The 15,310-nt window shown below is 68.4% G+C and carries 20 protein-coding genes; 12 read left to right on the forward strand and 8 right to left on the reverse strand.

What is annotated here, in order from left to right; all coding sequences use genetic code 11:
- Together ACY466_RS02240 and ACY466_RS02245 are read left to right on the forward strand one after the other, a co-directional pair.
- A complete protein-coding gene (locus ACY466_RS02240; RefSeq protein ID WP_463249495.1) occupies positions 1-600 on the forward strand; it encodes a DinB family protein in 600 nt (199 codons plus the stop codon).
- A gap of 68 nt (positions 601-668) precedes the next feature.
- Entirely contained in the window at positions 669-1,076 is a 408-nt protein-coding gene (locus tag ACY466_RS02245; RefSeq protein WP_463249497.1) for a hypothetical protein, read from the forward strand.
- 96 nt (positions 1,077-1,172) lie between these two features.
- On the opposite strand, the gene ACY466_RS02250 is transcribed toward ACY466_RS02245, so the two are convergent.
- Complete coding sequence (locus ACY466_RS02250; RefSeq protein ID WP_463249499.1) at positions 1,173-1,547, reverse strand: VOC family protein; 375 nt, start codon at positions 1,545-1,547, stop codon at positions 1,173-1,175.
- A 101-nt stretch (positions 1,548-1,648) separates the two neighbouring features.
- Here ACY466_RS02250 and ACY466_RS02255 point away from each other — a divergent pair, with 101 nt between their 5' ends.
- Positions 1,649-1,795, forward strand: coding sequence for a hypothetical protein (locus ACY466_RS02255; protein WP_463249501.1), 147 nt, complete (start codon positions 1,649-1,651; stop codon positions 1,793-1,795).
- A gap of 21 nt (positions 1,796-1,816) precedes the next feature.
- On the opposite strand, the gene ACY466_RS02260 is transcribed toward ACY466_RS02255, so the two are convergent.
- A complete protein-coding gene (locus tag ACY466_RS02260) occupies positions 1,817-2,158 on the reverse strand; it encodes a hypothetical protein (RefSeq protein WP_463249503.1) in 342 nt (113 codons plus the stop codon).
- Between the two features lie 57 nt (positions 2,159-2,215).
- Here ACY466_RS02260 and ACY466_RS02265 point away from each other — a divergent pair, with 57 nt between their 5' ends.
- Positions 2,216-3,211: a DUF418 domain-containing protein gene (locus ACY466_RS02265; protein WP_463249505.1), complete on the forward strand. Its 996-nt coding sequence runs from the start codon at positions 2,216-2,218 to the stop codon at positions 3,209-3,211.
- A gap of 27 nt (positions 3,212-3,238) precedes the next feature.
- The gene (locus tag ACY466_RS02270) at positions 3,239-4,003 is read left to right on the forward strand and encodes a YdcF family protein (RefSeq protein ID WP_463249507.1); all 765 of its coding nucleotides are present in this window, start codon (positions 3,239-3,241) and stop codon (positions 4,001-4,003) included.
- A gap of 6 nt (positions 4,004-4,009) precedes the next feature.
- Here the strand turns inward: ACY466_RS02270 and ACY466_RS02275 are convergent, their stop codons facing one another.
- Together ACY466_RS02275 and ACY466_RS02280 are read right to left on the reverse strand one after the other, a co-directional pair.
- Positions 4,010-4,537 (reverse strand): YceI family protein, encoded by a 528-nt coding sequence (locus ACY466_RS02275; RefSeq protein ID WP_463249509.1) that lies wholly within the window; start codon positions 4,535-4,537, stop codon positions 4,010-4,012.
- Positions 4,538-4,674: 137 nt separating this feature from the next.
- A complete protein-coding gene (locus tag ACY466_RS02280) occupies positions 4,675-5,709 on the reverse strand; it encodes a zinc-binding dehydrogenase (protein ID WP_463249511.1) in 1,035 nt (344 codons plus the stop codon).
- Positions 5,710-5,820: 111 nt separating this feature from the next.
- Between ACY466_RS02280 and ACY466_RS02285 the strand changes: the two genes are divergently transcribed.
- Genes ACY466_RS02285 through ACY466_RS02295 form a run of 3 tightly spaced genes read left to right on the forward strand, consistent with a single transcriptional unit; the run spans position 5,821 to position 8,910 of the window.
- Entirely contained in the window at positions 5,821-7,260 is a 1,440-nt protein-coding gene (locus ACY466_RS02285; RefSeq protein WP_463252108.1) for a hemolysin family protein, read from the forward strand.
- Positions 7,257-8,267: a hemolysin family protein gene (locus ACY466_RS02290; protein ID WP_463249513.1), complete on the forward strand. Its 1,011-nt coding sequence runs from the start codon at positions 7,257-7,259 to the stop codon at positions 8,265-8,267. Before ACY466_RS02285 ends, ACY466_RS02290 begins: the two co-directional genes overlap by 4 nt.
- 58 nt (positions 8,268-8,325) lie before the next feature.
- Positions 8,326-8,910 (forward strand): FKBP-type peptidyl-prolyl cis-trans isomerase, encoded by a 585-nt coding sequence (locus ACY466_RS02295; RefSeq protein WP_463249515.1) that lies wholly within the window; start codon positions 8,326-8,328, stop codon positions 8,908-8,910.
- A gap of 7 nt (positions 8,911-8,917) precedes the next feature.
- Here ACY466_RS02295 and ACY466_RS02300 read toward each other — a convergent pair whose 3' ends face one another.
- Complete coding sequence (locus ACY466_RS02300; protein ID WP_463249517.1) at positions 8,918-9,655, reverse strand: SGNH/GDSL hydrolase family protein; 738 nt, start codon at positions 9,653-9,655, stop codon at positions 8,918-8,920.
- Between the two features lie 77 nt (positions 9,656-9,732).
- Between ACY466_RS02300 and ACY466_RS02305 the strand changes: the two genes are divergently transcribed.
- Positions 9,733-10,293, forward strand: a complete 561-nt coding sequence (locus ACY466_RS02305) for a hypothetical protein (protein WP_463249519.1) — start codon at positions 9,733-9,735, stop codon at positions 10,291-10,293.
- Between the two features lie 33 nt (positions 10,294-10,326).
- Positions 10,327-11,214: a polysaccharide deacetylase family protein gene (locus ACY466_RS02310; RefSeq protein ID WP_463249521.1), complete on the forward strand. Its 888-nt coding sequence runs from the start codon at positions 10,327-10,329 to the stop codon at positions 11,212-11,214.
- On the opposite strand, the gene ACY466_RS02315 is transcribed toward ACY466_RS02310, so the two are convergent.
- On the reverse strand, positions 11,211-11,768 hold the full coding sequence (locus ACY466_RS02315; protein WP_463249523.1) for a DUF2231 domain-containing protein: 558 nt from the start codon (positions 11,766-11,768) through the stop codon (positions 11,211-11,213). The two genes, ACY466_RS02310 and ACY466_RS02315, sit on opposite strands and share 4 nt — an antisense overlap.
- Before the next feature lie 135 nt (positions 11,769-11,903).
- On the opposite strand from ACY466_RS02315, the gene ACY466_RS02320 reads away from it, so the two are divergent.
- Positions 11,904-12,650, forward strand: a complete 747-nt coding sequence (locus ACY466_RS02320) for a 3-hydroxybutyrate dehydrogenase (protein WP_463249525.1) — start codon at positions 11,904-11,906, stop codon at positions 12,648-12,650.
- Between the two features lie 16 nt (positions 12,651-12,666).
- Here the strand turns inward: ACY466_RS02320 and ACY466_RS02325 are convergent, their stop codons facing one another.
- Complete coding sequence (locus tag ACY466_RS02325) at positions 12,667-13,482, reverse strand: ANTAR domain-containing protein (protein ID WP_463249528.1); 816 nt, start codon at positions 13,480-13,482, stop codon at positions 12,667-12,669.
- A gap of 272 nt (positions 13,483-13,754) precedes the next feature.
- Here ACY466_RS02325 and ACY466_RS02330 point away from each other — a divergent pair, with 272 nt between their 5' ends.
- The gene (locus ACY466_RS02330) at positions 13,755-14,384 is read left to right on the forward strand and encodes a DedA family protein (protein WP_463249530.1); all 630 of its coding nucleotides are present in this window, start codon (positions 13,755-13,757) and stop codon (positions 14,382-14,384) included.
- Here the strand turns inward: ACY466_RS02330 and speB are convergent.
- A complete protein-coding gene (speB, locus tag ACY466_RS02335; protein ID WP_463249532.1) occupies positions 14,348-15,289 on the reverse strand; it encodes an agmatinase in 942 nt (313 codons plus the stop codon). The two genes, ACY466_RS02330 and speB, sit on opposite strands and share 37 nt — an antisense overlap.
- Positions 15,290-15,310 lie beyond the last annotated feature (21 nt).

A 15,310-nucleotide genomic window follows, 5' to 3' on the forward strand; every position in this document is an offset into this window, starting at 1 on the left:
GTGCCGTCCGAGCATGAGGACCTCGCCGACGAAGTGGACCGGGCGGTGACGGGCGCGTCGAAACGGATCGAGCTTCTTCGGTGGCAATTCGACCTGACGTGGTCGCTGGTCGAATTACACCTCGAACAGTTGACCTCCGAGGTACTCGCGTGGGAGCCGGTGTCGGTGTGCTGGGCCGTGCAACAAGACGAGACCGGGCGCTGGGTCCCGGACTGGGACGAGTCGGAACTCGACCCGATACCCGTACCCACGGCAGGGTGGGTCGCCTGGCACATCGGCTGGTGGTGGAGCACCGCGCTCGATCATGCGAACGGACGAGCCGTTCGCGACCGCACGGAGATCGGTTGGTCGGGAGATCTCGATGGGGTGATCGGGTGGCTACGGGATCTTCGCGATCAATGGCTGGATGTCATCGCCGAGTGGAGCGACGACGATCTGGATGCGCCGTCGTCGTATCCGTGGGGCGACGGCTCGGGCATGACGGTGGCACACACCGCTGCGTGGCTCAATGCGGAGCTGATGAAGAACGCAGCCGAGCTCGGTCAGCTCAGGCTTCTCCGGTCGGCATCCCGTTCTCCCGGTGCGCCCCTGTCCCCGTGATCGTTTCGAGGCGTAATCGTTGCGTCGATGAGTACAGACCCTGCGACAGAACGCAGTACCGTCCGACCATGAGGAACTCACAGCTGTTCGGTCGGATGCTCGCTGCGGTGACGGTGACGGCCGCGGCCATGACCGTCGGTGCCGGCGCCGCGAGCGCGGACGAGTGGCCGCCGGTTCCCGATTACCCCAGTCCCGTGGTGCCGTTCGAGACCACGGACTTCCTGACTCCGACGGATCCCGATTACTGGAACCCGTTCGTCCAGCGAGACCGGTTGACATCGCCGTACGGCACGTCGACGCGCATCGTCTGCACCGCGTTCCACGGTGTGCTGTTGGGCTGCTGGCAGGCCGACGCCGCGGGTGAGCCGCACCGGTTGGTCCGGCTCCCGTTCAATCTGCCCAACATCAGCGGGGCGGGGCTTCCCGGCGGCGGACCCGGTCATTTCGTGTTCCCGGGTCTCGTGCCGGAGTCGTGACCGCGGTTCGCTCGGGTGCGGGCGGGTGCGGGCGGGTGCCGCAGGGCCCGCTGAACGCCGAGCGGCCCGCTCGACCGCACGGTAGCGGCGGCGAATCTACGACCCGGTCCACGTCATCGTGGTGATGCAGAACGGGTGCCCCGCCGGATCGAGCAGGACCGTCCAACGTGTATCCGGCTGCGGTGCAACCAGAGTCGCACCACAATCACGCGCGTACGCGACGGCCCGGTCGAGATCGTCGCCGGCGTCGAGATCGAGATGCACGATGGCCGAGCCCGGCCAGATCGGAGGGACGTAGCCCTCGATCTTCTGGGCGACGAGCGTCAGACCCGACGCCGTGCGCATTCCCGCCCCCGCGTCGTCGGTCCACAGCACGCGTCCGCCGAGCAGGCGAACGTAGAAGGCGGCCAGCGTCGGGGGATCCTCGCAGTCCAGCGAGAAGCCGGCCGCGGACAGATGCGTCATGGTCATTCGTCGACCTTACGAACGTTTCCGTACCGAAGCGGGTGGGCACTGTGAGAGGGACACGATTCGGCGAGGACCGGCCCCGCCGAAGACACCGGAGGTCAACGATGACGATGCCCAGCGACGCCGCCGACGCGATCGAGCCCGTGGGAAGCAACGACGGTCCCCGCGAGCAGAACGTCGACACCGACACCACCGCGTACGTCGACGAGGAGAACGTGCCCCACCCCGGCGACGCGAACGAGAACGACTGACCACGCTCGATCCGCCGGGTGTCAGGACATTGTCGACGTCCGGCGGAATCGTCGGTTCACTCCGACCAGCAGGCGTGGTCCGACGGCGGCAATCGTGGCCGTCCCACCCGCCATCAGCACTCCGGCGACGGTGGCGCGTCGCGTGAGTCCCTGTCGCGCTGCGGACATCACGACCGCGGCATCGACGAGGTCCATCGCGATTCCGGCCGTGCGTACCGCCGAGCGAACGGAGCGATCGGGATGCAGTGCGGCCGCACCGATCAGGACGTCGCGAACTCCGAACGCACGGATCCAGATTCCGCGGTCGGGCCCCGGATACGGGGGCGAAATGCCGACCGAGCTGTCGTACGGTGTTCGTGACACGCAGCGGACGACACGTCGCACCCGGGGTCCCGGTGCGGAGGGGCTCGGTGAATGCCGATGACGATCACCGATACGGCGCGTCGCGTCACGGAACTCGATGCCGTTCGTGGATTCGCCCTGTGCGGCATCCATGTGGTGAACGTGTACCAGCAGGAGATCTTCCCCGCGATGTTCGGCGACGAACGCGGTCTCGGCGTGACCGTGATGCCGGCCCTGGTTCGCTACGGATTCTTCGAGCGGTTCTTCCCGATCTTCACGCTTCTGTTCGGGATCAGCTTTGCGATCTTCCTGGCCGGTGCGACGAGACGCAGTGATCACCCGAGGGCGGTTCTGGCGCGTCGACTGCTCGCGCTCGCCGTCATCGGTCTGTGTCACCAGTTCTTTCACCAGGGTGAAGCGTTGCTGCCGTACGCGCTCTTCGGTCTGATCTTCCTGCTCCCCGCGACCTGGTTGCGTCCCGGGCCGATTCTGGCTTTCGGGGTGGTGTTGTTGATCGTGGGAGCCCAGCTGATCGCCGGGTACGGGGTGATGCCCGGATTGCTGTTGATCGGATACGCGTTGGGGCAGTTCGGTATTCACCGAAAACTCACCACGCACACGGGTCGCTGGGTCCTCGCCACGGTGGCATTCGGCGCAGTGGCTTTCGCGTACTGGATCGCCGTCGCCGCCGGTGTCACGATTCCGCGACTGTCCTTCGGCGCCGCGTCGTTGCCCTCGCAACTCGCGGGCGTCGCGACCGGCATGTTCTATGCGTGCCTGCTGGTGCTGTCGTTCCGCGTCGCACTCGGTCGAGCGCTCGAGAAAGTCCTCGCTCCGCTCGGACGAATGGCGCTGACGAACTACCTTCTTGCGACCGCGATCATGGTGACGGTGTCGCCGATCGTCGGGATCGTGGACGTGAGCGATTGGCCGAAGGTGGTGGCTCTGGTCGCGGCGATCATTGCGGTCGAGGTCGTCGTGAGCATCGCCTGGCTGTCCCGGTTCCGGTACGGACCTGCCGAATGGGTGTGGCGCTGCGTGACGTGGTGGTCACGCCAGCCACTGCGTCGCTGACGTACAGCCGCGGACTACGGTTGCTCGATGGTGCGACGATCGGCGACCGTGCTTCCCCTCGCGCTCGGGGCGACGGTGGTGGCCGGTGGCCTGTCGGTGGCGATCGTCGTGACGGTGTCGGAACGACACGAGCTACCGCCGTGGTTTCCGGCGATCGTGTGGTCCGCGGTGATCTACTCGCTCGCCCTCGCGATACAACTGGCGGCGTTCACCGTGCACACGCTGCTGTACGCGCTCGAGAAGCCACCCCTCGGCGCCGAGGCGGTGGTCGTCCTGGGGTGCGGGCTCAATTCCGACGGCAGCGTCACACCGTTGCTCGCGAGTCGACTCGATCGTGCTCGCGAGGTGATGGCGGAGGAGATTGCGGCGGGTCACCGACCCGCGCTGGTGGTGTCGGGTGGGCAGGGCTCGGACGAGACGGTGCCTGAGGCCGTGGCCATGCAGCGATATCTGCTGTCCGCGGGGTACGCGGACGAGGACGTACTCGTCGAATCGTCGTCACGCACGACGCACGAGAATCTGGTGCTCAGTGCCGAACTGCTCACCGCACGCGGCATCGACTCCGGCCCGATGGTCGTCGTGACCAGCGATTTCCACGTTCTGCGCACCGCGACGTTCACGAGGGACCTCGGTCTCGACGCTCGGGTCACCGGCGCCTGGACGGCCCGGTTCTCCGTTCCCACCGCGTGCCTGCGCGAGTTCATCGCGGTGCTGCGGCGGTACTGGAAGCCGAACGCGGTGGTCCTGCTGAGCGTGTTCGCGTTCGTCGTCGTCCTGCAGAACGTGAACTAGCGCGGATCAGCTCCGAACGAAGCGGGCCTCGACGTTCACCCGAGCCTCGGGGCGAACCATCCGGAGCGGCGGAGTCATGCCGTAGGTGGGCAGCACGATCGGTGTCGACACCCGAGCGAGGACTGCGGCACCGTCCTGGCGGACGGTCGCGTCGAGGGTGAGGGGCGTCTCCGTGTCACGGATCGTCAGGGTCCCGGCCACCGTGGTGCCGGCCGGGGTCCGGGTGACGGCGGTGATCGCGAAGGTGATGCGGGGATGCGACTCGGCCGCGAGAAAGTTGTCCTCGACCAGGTGCTTGTCGCGCATCGACATTCCTGTGGAGACGCTCGCCGCGTCGACGACCACCGTGCCGGCGGCATCGGTACCCGACCGAACCTCGACCGATCCGGTGATGGTCTCGAAGGTTCCTGTCACGGGCATCAGACCCCAGAATCCGCGAGCGGTGAACGTCACCGTGCTCGCGTCGGGGTCGAGTGTCCACGTTCCGATCGCCGTGGAGAGATCCACCTCGGAATGTCGCGGGTCGTCGGTCACGGGCTGTCCTCTCGTCGTTCGTGCGGGTGCGCCGATCGTGATGAGAACATCACCGACGAGAAGGGTACCGACAACGCGTGGAGGGGAACGTCGCGAGAAGGGCGGCCCGCCGGGTAGTGACGGGCCGCCGACTCCCACTACGGCGTGATCATCACCTTCAATGCCTCGCGATCGGCCATCGCCTGGTATCCGGCGGGCACGCCGTCCAGATCCACGGTCCGATCGAAGACTCGACCCGGCTCGATCTTCCCGTCGAGCACGTCCGGGAGCAGTTCGTCGATGTAGGCGCGGGCCGGTGCGACGCCGCCGGTGAGCGTGATGTTGCGCATGAAGAAGTCCGGTCCGGCGGCGACCTTGCTGTACTGCGGTACGCCGACACGACTGACCGTGCCGCCGGCGCGGACCGATCCGAACGCCATCTCGATGGCCGACTCGTGACCGACGCATTCGAGAACCAACTGGGTGCCGTCGCCGCCGGTGAGCTCGCGAACCTTCTCGATTCCCTCGTCGCCGCGCTCGGCCACGACGTCGGTGGCCCCGAACTCCACGCCGAGATCCGTGCGGGAGGTGTGTCGCCCCATGAGGATGATCTGCTCGGCGCCGAGCCGCTTGGCCGCGAGAACCGCGGACAGGCCGACCGCACCGTCGCCGATCACCGTGACCGTGGACCCCTCGGTCACCCCGGCCGTCACCGCGCAGTGGTGGCCGGTGGAGAAGACGTCGGACAGGGTCAGCAGCGACGGCAGCAGATCGGAGTCCTCGCCGACGGGGACCTTGACCAGGGTTCCCTGTGCTTGCGGAACGCGAACCGCCTCGCCCTGTCCGCCGTCGACACCCGGCCCGCCCCAGGCGCCGCCGTGGCGGCAGGACGTCTGCAGACCCTCGCGGCAGAAGTCGCACGTGTTGTCGGCCCACACGAAGGGAGCGATCACCACGTCGCCGGCCTTCAGATCGCCGACGTCCGAACCGGTGTCCTCGACGACGCCGAGGAACTCGTGTCCGATGCGGTCGCCCTGGTCCGACGACTTCTTCGACCCGTAGGGCCATAGGTCGCTTCCACAGATGCACGACCGAAGAACCCGCACCAGGGCGTCGGTCGGCTCGCGAAGCGTGGGATCGGGTACCTCTTCGATGCGTACATCGCCGGCGCCGTAGATCAGAGTGGCCTTCATGGGTGTGCTCCTATGCTCGTGAACGCATCAGTACTACCCGCAGCCCGAAGTTCGTAAGCGCGATCTTCGGGGATCGACCACATGTCCGAATCCAGTACGGTTGTCGCCATGGTGGTCTCTGCTCTGCTGTCACTTCTGTTGGGGTTCGCTCTGACCGCGGTGATCATCGCCGCGAACGGTTATTTCGTGGCCCAGGAATTCGCGTACATGTCCGTCGACCGCGCCGGCCTCCGGGCCAAGGCGGAGCAGGGCGACGCGTCGGCCAAGCGGGCTCTGAAGGTCACGGGCCGCACGTCGTTCATGCTGTCGGGTGCGCAGCTCGGCATCACGGTCACCGGCCTGCTGGTGGGGTTCGTGGCCGAGCCGTTCATCGGCGAGTCGCTCGGCGAGCTGCTGGGCGGCGCGGGAGTGCCACTGGCCGTGGGGATCTCGATCGGCACGGTCGCGGCCCTGGTGCTCGCGACCGTCGTGCAGATGATCTTCGGTGAGCTCTACCCGAAGAACCTGGCCATCGCGAACCCGGACCCGCTCTCGCGCGGCATCGCCCGCTCCACCCTCATCTATCTGGCCGTGTTCGGCTGGTTGATCACCTTCTTCGACAAGTCGTCCAACGCCATGCTGAAGCTCCTCAAGGTCGAGCCGGTGCACGACGTGGACAGCAGCGCCAACGCCGAGGACCTCGAGAGCATCATCGACGACTCCCGCGCCAGCGGAGATCTGACCGAGGAGCTGTCACTGCTCCTCGATCGCATCCTCGACTTTCCCGACCGTGACGTCGAGCACGCGATGATCCCGCGCGTACGGGTCGACGTGGTCTCCCCGGAGACTCCCATCGCGGCGATGCGCGAGCTGATGGTGCGTGCCCACACCCGCTACCCGGTGATCGGCGAGCGCGAGGAGCCCATCGGCGTCGTGCAGCTCGCCGAGGTTCTGGCCGCCCCGCAGGACGATCAGCGGCCGGTCACCGCCATCATGCGCGAACCCCTGGTGGTTCCCGAGCTCATGCCGCTGCACGACGTGCTCGATCAGCTGTCGCAGACCAAGAACGAGCTGGCCTGTGTCATCGACGAGTACGGCGGATTCGTGGGCGTGCTGACCATCGAGGATCTGGCCGAGGAACTCGTCGGGGAGATCACCGACGAGCACGATCCGGAAGAGGTTCCCGGCGCACAGGTAGAGGAGGACGGCGTCTGGATCATGGACGGCGACGTCCACGTGGACGAGGTGGAGCGCACCATCGGCCGTGACTTGTTGCTCCCGCGCGGTGACTACGAAACCCTCGCCGGTCTGCTCATCGCGGAGGGCGGATCGCTTCCCGCGGTGGGGGACACGGTGCGGGTCGAACTGGCCGTCTTCGGGTCCGACTACGTCGAGGATCAGCCGCCGATGCGGACCTTGGAGGTCGAGGTGCTCGAAATCGACCGGCATGTCCCCAGCGAGGTTCGTATTCGTATCCACGAGGAATTCGCCGACGGCAGCACTCCCGACGGCACGGACACCTCCGATACATCCGATTCCGATTCCGCATCCGATGAGAGCAGTGACCGATGAGCGGCTGGGTTGTCGTCCTCGTGACCGTCGCGCTGATCGCACTCAGTGCGTTCTTCGTGATCATCGAATTCGCGCTGCTCGGCGCGCGCCGGCACCGGCTCGAGGCCAAGGCCGGGGAGAGCCGGTCCGCGCGCGCGGCGCTGGTGGGAATGAGCGAGCTCACCGTGATGCTCGCGGGTGCCCAGCTCGGCATCACCGCGTGCACCTTCGCGCTCGGTGCCGTCACCAAGCCCGCGGTGGACTCGTGGCTGAGCCCGGTGCTCTCGTCGATCGGCGCACCGGGCTGGTTGGCCGGGAGCGCTGCCTTCGCGCTGTCGTTGCTGCTGGTCACGTTCCTGCACCTGGTGATCGGTGAGATGGCGCCGAAGTCGTGGGCCATCGCCCATCCCGAGCTCGCGGCGACCATCATCGGACTCCCGTCACGCGCGTTCATCCGCCCGTTCCGGCCGTTCCTGAACTGGGTCAACCACATCGCCAACCTGCTCGTGCGTCGCTCGGGGATCGAGCCGGTCGAGAGCGCCGCGGTCGGCGGGCGCGACGCCGCGACCATTCGCAGCCTCGTCGAGTACTCGTCGAAGGCGGGCGTTCTGGAACCGGAGCTCCAGACCCAGATCACCGGTGTCATCGAACTCGAGACGCTCACGGTCGAACAGATCATGGTCCGCGGATCCGTCGCCACCTCGGTGGCCGCAGACGCACGGGTCGCGGACGTCCAGGCCGCGTCGCTGAACTCGGGCCACCTCCGGGTGCTGTTCGACGACGCGTCCGGCGGAACTCCCGGCGTCGTCCACGTTCGGGACACGATGCTCGCCGACGTCGACGAGCCGGCCTCCCGCTACGCCCGCGCGGCCTACACGGTGGACGCGGCGACTCCGGTGTACGAGGTGCTGCGGCAGATGCGTACGCGGAGCGTCCAGTTCGCGGTGGTGGAGTCCAACGGAGAATTCCAGGGTCTGGTCACGCTCACCGACGTGGTCAAGCGGATGCTGCCCACGTCACGAGCCTGACGGATTCGTCGCCGCGCACCCGCGAACGACGGAGGAGCGGGTCTGTACCGTGGCGGCGGTGAACACTTCTCGATCCACCTCGTTCGGCGTCGCCCTCTTCGGAGCGGCGTCCCTGGTCCTCACCCTCACCGCGTGCGGCTCCGAGTCCGACGACACCACCGCCACCCCGGCGACCGCAGCCACCACGTGCCCCGACGCCGAATCCGAGAGCAGCGACTCGCCGGACTGGACGTTCGAGGGAACCACCGGCAGCGTGTCGGTGACCGGATCGACGGAGTCGGCGTCCCCGGTGATCGAGGTCGAGGCACCGTTCTCCGTCGACGAGACACAGGTCGAGACCCTGGTCGAGGGAGACGGACCCGTCGTGTCGGACACCGCGGAGGTGTCGGTCTGCTACGTGGGCGTCAACGGCCGGGACGGCAACGTGTTCGACAGCAGCTACCAGCGCGGCGCCCCCGCGGAGTTCCCGCTCGACGGCGTCGTGACCGGCTTCCAGAAGGCGATCGCGGGGCAGACCGTGGGCTCGAAGGTCGCGGTCGCGATGACCTCGGACGACGGCTACGGCAACGGCCAGCCCGCTGCGGGCATCGAAGCGGGGGACTCGCTGGTGTTCGCCATCGACATCCTCGACGTCGTCGGCTGACAGAGCTTTACGCGGGGGTCAGCCGGAACATCGGTGAGAAGTCCGCGATGAATCGGTCTGCCACGTAGGCGTACCCGGCCGTCGTGAGGTGCGTGCCGTCGCCGGCGGTGTACTCGTCGGCGGTGTCCGCGGTCATCCAGTTCTCCGCGAACGGGTCGATCACGGGCGCGCCGACGCCGGCCGCCGCGGCGGAGATCGCCGACGTCAGGGGCTCGGCCTCCTCCGACAGCGGGTAGGGGACCGTGGAGGCGAACACCACGACCCGCACCCCCGGCCACTGCTCGCGGGCCTGTTCGATCGACTCCGCCACGGCGTCGCCCACCTGGGGCGGCGCCGTCTCGTAGTCGTTGAGCCCGCCCTGCAGGACGAGGATGTCCGGCACGAAGTCCTCGTCGGCGGCCCGCTCGAGGCGCTCACCGTACGTGTTGGGGCCACCCGCGCCGTTGATCCAGCCGGTTCCGCCGGCGCCGTCGATCTCGGTGTCCCAGCCCAACTCGGCGTAGTGATCGGCGGCGAGACGGGCCCAGTTGTCGGACTCGGGATCGTCCGCGCCGATGCCCTCGGAGTACGAGTCGCCGATGATCAGCATGCGCGGGCCCTCGGGGATGGTCATCACGGAGTCGTCCTCGCCGGCAGGTCGGAAGGCCAGGAACCCCACCACCGCCGCCACGACGATCACCACTGCCGCCGCCGCGGCGATGATCGGTGTCGATACCCGTCGCCGGTCGTTCCGCCCCTCGGTCATGATCTCCACTGTATCGCCGCCGCGGAGGTGGTCCCGGCGCAGTCACGGGCGCACCGGGTCGCGGGCACACTGGAGTGATGCACGCCGGCGACCCCTTTCCCCCCGACGAGTTCTGGGCGCATCAGCGCGACATCGAGAACCACGTGCGGGCGGCGTCCGCGGCGATGGCGATCTACGGTCTGCGGTGGTGGGACGGCCCGGTGATGCTCGGGCCGTGGGAGTGGGAGAACGACGCCGTCGTCATGGCGGGCCTGCGTCACGGGGACCCCGAGCGGGACGGTGAACCGTGGGTCGACGTCTATGTGACCGACGCCGACCCGTCGCGAAAAGTGGTCAAGCTCATGATGTCCGCGATGGGTCTGACGGCTTTCTCCCCGAACTACAAGGAACGCCGTGCGGCCCTGCACGCGGCCGCACCCACCCCCACACCGGTGACCGTCGACGACGCATCGGTGACGTTCGACGCGTTCGGCGGGGACAGTCGGTGGTGGGCGTCGGGAACGGTCGGCGGCACCGGAATCGTGGCGGAAGGTCGGAACTGCGCGCCGACGGAGCTGGCGCTCACTCGCGTCGACGACATCGAGCCGTACCTCGCCGGACTTCGCCGGCACCTGACGATCGCCCGTGAGAAGGACTGATTCACCCGCGAACTTTCGGGGCACCCGCAGCCCATGGCGCTTCCCTCGCACGGACGGTTCGAGTACTCCGCGATCGGTGATCGCCCGCACTTCGAGTGGCCCGGTGGTGCCCGCCTCGCGGTGTACGTCGCCGTGAACTGCGAACACTTCGCGTACGACGCCGGTGCGCCGGGACTCGGGTGGACACCGGGGATGGACCAGCCGAACACGTACAACTGGGGCTGGCGGGAGTACGGCAACCGCGTCGGCGGCTTCCGGCTCGCGGAGGCGTTGCGGGACACGGGCATTCGACCGACCCTGCTGGTCAACACCGAAATGTACGAGCACGCACCGGAATTGCTGCACACGTTCCGCTCGCTGGGCGCCGAGGTGGTGGCGCACGGACGAACCAACTCGGTACAACCGAACCAGCAGGACGAGGACACCGAGCGCCGCAGCATCGACGAGGTCACCGCGGCGATCGAACGCCACGAGGGTGCGCCGCCGCAGGGATGGATGAGCCCCGGAGCCAACCCGAGCCGCGTGACCGAGGACCTCCTCGTCGAGCGGGGTTACGAGTACACGCTGGACTGGCCCATCGACGATCAGCCGGTGTGGCTGCGGACGCGGTCCGGCCCGCTCCTGTCCGTGCCCTACCCCCACGAGGTGAACGATCTTCCGGGGTTCGTTCACCACCACTACACCGCGGAGACCTTTGAGCGCATGATCGTCGACAGCTTCGACGAGCTGAAGGAACAGTCGGTGCATCAGCCCCTGGTGCTGGCGATCTCGACGCACACGTTCCTCACCGGTCAGCCCTACCGGCTGCGCCGATTCCGCGCGGCGCTCGAGCACCTGACGGCCGCCGGCGACGGCGTGTGGTTCACCACCCCCGGCGACATCTCCCGCTACTACCGCGACACGCAGGCCCCGCCCGACTAGCGGGAGAGCAGGCGGGAGGTGAGACCGCCGCCGGACATGTTCGCCCCCATCGCATACGCGAGGTGGCCACCGAGTGCGCCACCGAGACCGGCCATCGCGACGCCGCCGAGCGCGAGCGCCTTCGCGGTGGCGTCGGGCTCGGTCCCCTCCGCGTCCTTCGCCCGGCGGCGGTACGACGCGAGGAAGAGGTTCAGCGCGACGACGTTGGTGCCGGCGTGGATCATCCCGACGCGTCGTTGGCGGGAGTCCAGCACGGACCAGTCGGACCAGCCGGTGATCAGTGCGGTGGGCGCGGTGACCAGTCCGGCGCCGATGAGGGTGCGGGCGGCGTCGGGGTTCTTGCCGAGCACGTCGAGCAGCACGGCACCCGACCAGAATCCGGCGGTGGCGGACGCGGCGACGGGGTGAACCGGGTGGTCGAGCCACTCGCCGCGCAGCAGTCCGTCGACCGCGGTGCCGTCGAGCACCTTTCGGAGTGTCCTCGACAGCGGATCGCTGACGGGGTCGAGGAAAGTGGCCTTCTCGGTGATCCGGAATACGGAGGCAATGTTCATACCCCTCGGAATACCCCACTGTGACCGGCGTTACCCGAGAACGGAGAAATCCGGCCCCCGGTTCTGCAGATCTGCACGACCGTCCTGCGCAGGTCGGTCTTGTCCTGCGAGCGTCCTCGCGCCCAGACTCGGCGAATGAGCGATCTGACGGGACGGCACGCGGTGGTCACGGGTGGGGCCGCGGGAATCGGGGCGGAGATCGCCCGGACCCTGGCCCGGCGCGGTGCGGAGGTGACCGTCGCCGATCGGGACGGCGACCTGGCCACGACCGTCGCCGACGAGATCGGCGGAACCGCCTGGGCCGTGGACCTTCTCGATGTCGACGCGTTGGCGACGCTCACCCTCGAGGCCGACATCCTGGTCAACAACGCCGGAATCCAACACGTCTCGCCCATCGAGGACTTCGATCCGGTGATGTTCCGGCGCATCCAGACGCTGATGGTCGAGGCGCCGTTCCTTCTGGTCCGCGCGGCCCTGCCGCACATGTACGCGAGCGGGTACGGGCGGATCGTCCATGTCTCGTCGGTGCACGGGTTGCGCGCGTCGGCCAACAAGTCGGCGTACGTGACCGCCAAGCACGCCCTCGAGGGGCTGTCGAAGGTCATCGCTCTCGAGGGTGCGGAGCGCGGCGTACGCAGCAACTGCGTGAACCCCGGCTACGTCCGAACCGCGTTGGTGGAGAAGCAGATCGCCGATCAGGCGCGGGTGAACGGGATTCCGGAGGACGAGGTGCCGGCGAAGATTCTGTTGACCGAGAGCGCGATCAAACGCATGGTGGAGCCGACCGAGGTGGCGGCGCTGGTCGGATTCCTCGTGAGCGACGAGGCGTCGATGATCACCGGATCGTCGTACACGATGGACGGCGGGTGGAGCGCGAGCTGAGGTCGGCTCGAGACGCTCAGCCTTTCGAGACGTTCGCCACGAACTCGCGTGCGATGTCGCGGAGCTTGCGGTTCTCCTTCTGCGACTGCGTGGACAACATGCGGAACGCGGTGTCGCTGTCGCAGCCGTGCAGCGCCATGAGCATGCCCTTGGCCTGCTCGATCGGCGCGCGGTGTTCGAGCGCCTCCCGAAGTCCCGACGCGACCTCGTTCGCCGAGCGCACCCGCGCGTAGTCGCCGATCGCGGTGGCGACGGTGGAGGTGAGCAGTCCGAGCACGGCCTCGTCCACCGAATCGAAGGCGGCGGGATCGGTGCCGTACAGGTTGAACGAACCCAAGTGGAGATCGTGGCTGTGCAGCGGCGCAGCGAGGAAGGATCGGATGCCCTCCGTCTTCGCGGCCCGGGCGAAGTCCGGCCACCGTTCGTCCGCCGAGTCCACGTCGACCCGCACGATGGTGCCGGTACGGGCGGCCTCGAGACACGGACCGTCGCCGTTGGCGTACTGGTGGGCGTCGACCTCGAGGGTGCGATCGTCGGTGTGCACCGCGGTGTAGGTGAGCCCGCCGAGCACGATCGTCACGCCGCAACTGGACGCGCCGTCGATGGCCTCGGCGGCGATCTCGACGGCGCGCTGGAGGGTGACGGCCAGGTGATCGTCGTCGACGACGCTGCGGCCGATGGCCGTGAGGAGAGCGGCGAGGCGCAGCGGTGTCAGAACCGCGGCCGGGGCCTCGTCGGGCCGGGCGGGAATCGAATCGTTCCCGGGAGACGCGTCGGGAAGGGCCCGGATCGAGCCGTCCGTCGGGGACGCACCCGCATCCGTTGTCTCCACGGGGACGATTGTCTCACGACCTCGGCGCCACCCTGCCCCGGGCGAGGTGGTGGTGACGTGGTCGAGGACCGGGCCTCGATTGAGGCCCCACCCGGACGGGTAGCCCACGAACAGGTGGTTGGCGACGTCCGGACGTCGTGCGCCACCAGAGTCGTCCGGTGAAGACACCCGCCGACGGCTTCCGAGAGCCCCACCGTGCGCCTGCGCGCCGGTGGGGCTCTTGCGCTCTGTGGAGGCGGGCGTCCCGGCGGCCGCGAGCGCATCATGGACGCATGGGTTCGGTGATGGAACGGCTGCTGGACGTGGCGCCGCTGTGGGTCTTCGTGATCGTGTTCGCGTTGGTGTTCCTCGAGGACGCCGTGTTCGTCGGATTCGTTCTCCCCGGCGAGACCGCCGCGGTGATCGGCGGGGTGGCGGCGAGTCAGCACCACGTGTCGGTCGTCGCGATGGCCGCGGTGGTGGTCGGCGCCGCGATCCTCGGCGACACCGTGGGTTTCGAGATCGGCAAGCGTTTCGGCCCGCGCCTGTTGGCGATGCGCATGCTGGACAGGCGCCGCGCGAAACTGGACCGAGCCCGCGATCTGCTCGCCCGACGCGGTGGGGCCGCGGTGTTCCTCGGCCGCTTCGTCGCCTTCTTCCGCGCGGTGATGCCCGCCCTGGCCGGGATGTCGCGGATGCCCTATCCGAAGTTCTTGGCGTTCAACGCGTTCGGCGGCATCGTGTGGGGTCTGGGGTTCGTCGCCCTCGGGTACGCGGCCGGCAATTCGTACGAGGCGGTGGCGCGCACGGTCGGTCGCGACGCGGCACTGATCGTTGCGACCGTGGCCGTGGTGGCGATCGTCGTGTGGCGCGTGCGCGCCCACCGTCAGGAATCGGTCGCGAGCACCGAGAGCAGTTCGTAGGCCACGTGCGCTGCGGCGATGCCGGTGATCTCGGCGTGGTCGTAGGCGGGGGCGACCTCCACGATGTCGGCGCCGACGACGTTCACCCCGACCAGTCCGCGCAGCGTGGTGAGCAGTTCGCGGGAGGTGAGCCCGCCCGCCTCGGGCGTGCCGGTACCCGGCGCGTGCGCGGGGTCGAGCACGTCGATGTCCACCGACACGTAGACCGGACCGGTGTCGAGTCGGCGACGCATCCGCTCCACGATCGAGGCGACGCCGTCGGACTCGTAATCGTCGGACCGGATGATCTGGAATCCCAGGATCGCGTCGTCCTCGAGGTCCTTCTTGCCGTAGAGCGGGCCGCGGATGCCGATGTGCTGCGAGCGCTCGAGGTCGATCAGACCCTCTTCGCTCGCCCGTCGGAACGGCGTTCCGTGGGTGAACGGCGCACCGAAGTACGTGTCCCAGGTGTCGAGGTGCGCGTCGAAGTGGAGCACGGCGACGGGTCCGTGGTCGCGACGAAGCGCCCGCAGGATGGGCAGGGCGATCGTGTGGTCGCCGCCGAGGGTGAGCACGGTGCTGCCGTCCCTGCGCAGATCGGTGACAGCGGCCTCGACCGTGGTGAGTGCCTCGGTGATGTCGAACGGGTTGACCCCGATGTCGCCGGCGTCGGCCACCTGACGGGCGGCGAACGGGGAGACGTCGAGCGCCGGGTTGTAGGGGCGCAGCAGCTTGGACGACGCCCGGATGTGGCCGGGTCCGAAGCGGGCACCGGGCCGGTAGCTCACCCCGGAGTCGAACGGAATTCCCAGGATCGACACGTCGGCACGGGAGACCTCGTCGAGCCTCGGTAGCCGCGCGAAGGTCGACGGCTCGGTGTACCGGGGGTGGCGGGAGGCGTCGAGCGGGCCGCGGATGTCGGTCATGAACTCCAGGTTTCCTCCGCG

The sequence above is a fragment of the Rhodococcus sp. K11/5 genome (assembly GCF_055193735.1).

Bases quoted from the DNA above. Each gene is read 5' to 3' on its own strand.
- ACY466_RS02245 (WP_463249497.1), top strand. From the start codon at position 669: ATGAGGAACTCACAGCTGTTCGGTCGGATGCTCGCTGCGGTGACGGTG.
- ACY466_RS02250 (WP_463249499.1), bottom strand. From the start codon at position 1,547: ATGACCATGACGCATCTGTCCGCGGCCGGCTTCTCGCTGGACTGCGAG.
- ACY466_RS02255 (WP_463249501.1), top strand. From the start codon at position 1,649: ATGACGATGCCCAGCGACGCCGCCGACGCGATCGAGCCCGTGGGAAGC.
- ACY466_RS02265 (WP_463249505.1), top strand. From the start codon at position 2,216: ATGACGATCACCGATACGGCGCGTCGCGTCACGGAACTCGATGCCGTT.
- ACY466_RS02270 (WP_463249507.1), top strand. From the start codon at position 3,239: ATGGTGCGACGATCGGCGACCGTGCTTCCCCTCGCGCTCGGGGCGACG.
- ACY466_RS02280 (WP_463249511.1), bottom strand. From the start codon at position 5,709: ATGAAGGCCACTCTGATCTACGGCGCCGGCGATGTACGCATCGAAGAG.
- ACY466_RS02290 (WP_463249513.1), top strand. From the start codon at position 7,257: ATGAGCGGCTGGGTTGTCGTCCTCGTGACCGTCGCGCTGATCGCACTC.
- ACY466_RS02300 (WP_463249517.1), bottom strand. From the start codon at position 9,655: ATGACCGAGGGGCGGAACGACCGGCGACGGGTATCGACACCGATCATC.
- ACY466_RS02305 (WP_463249519.1), top strand. From the start codon at position 9,733: ATGCACGCCGGCGACCCCTTTCCCCCCGACGAGTTCTGGGCGCATCAG.
- ACY466_RS02310 (WP_463249521.1), top strand. From the start codon at position 10,327: ATGGCGCTTCCCTCGCACGGACGGTTCGAGTACTCCGCGATCGGTGAT.
- ACY466_RS02315 (WP_463249523.1), bottom strand. From the start codon at position 11,768: ATGAACATTGCCTCCGTATTCCGGATCACCGAGAAGGCCACTTTCCTC.
- ACY466_RS02320 (WP_463249525.1), top strand. From the start codon at position 11,904: ATGAGCGATCTGACGGGACGGCACGCGGTGGTCACGGGTGGGGCCGCG.
- ACY466_RS02330 (WP_463249530.1), top strand. From the start codon at position 13,755: ATGGGTTCGGTGATGGAACGGCTGCTGGACGTGGCGCCGCTGTGGGTC.
- speB (WP_463249532.1), bottom strand. From the start codon at position 15,289: ATGACCGACATCCGCGGCCCGCTCGACGCCTCCCGCCACCCCCGGTAC.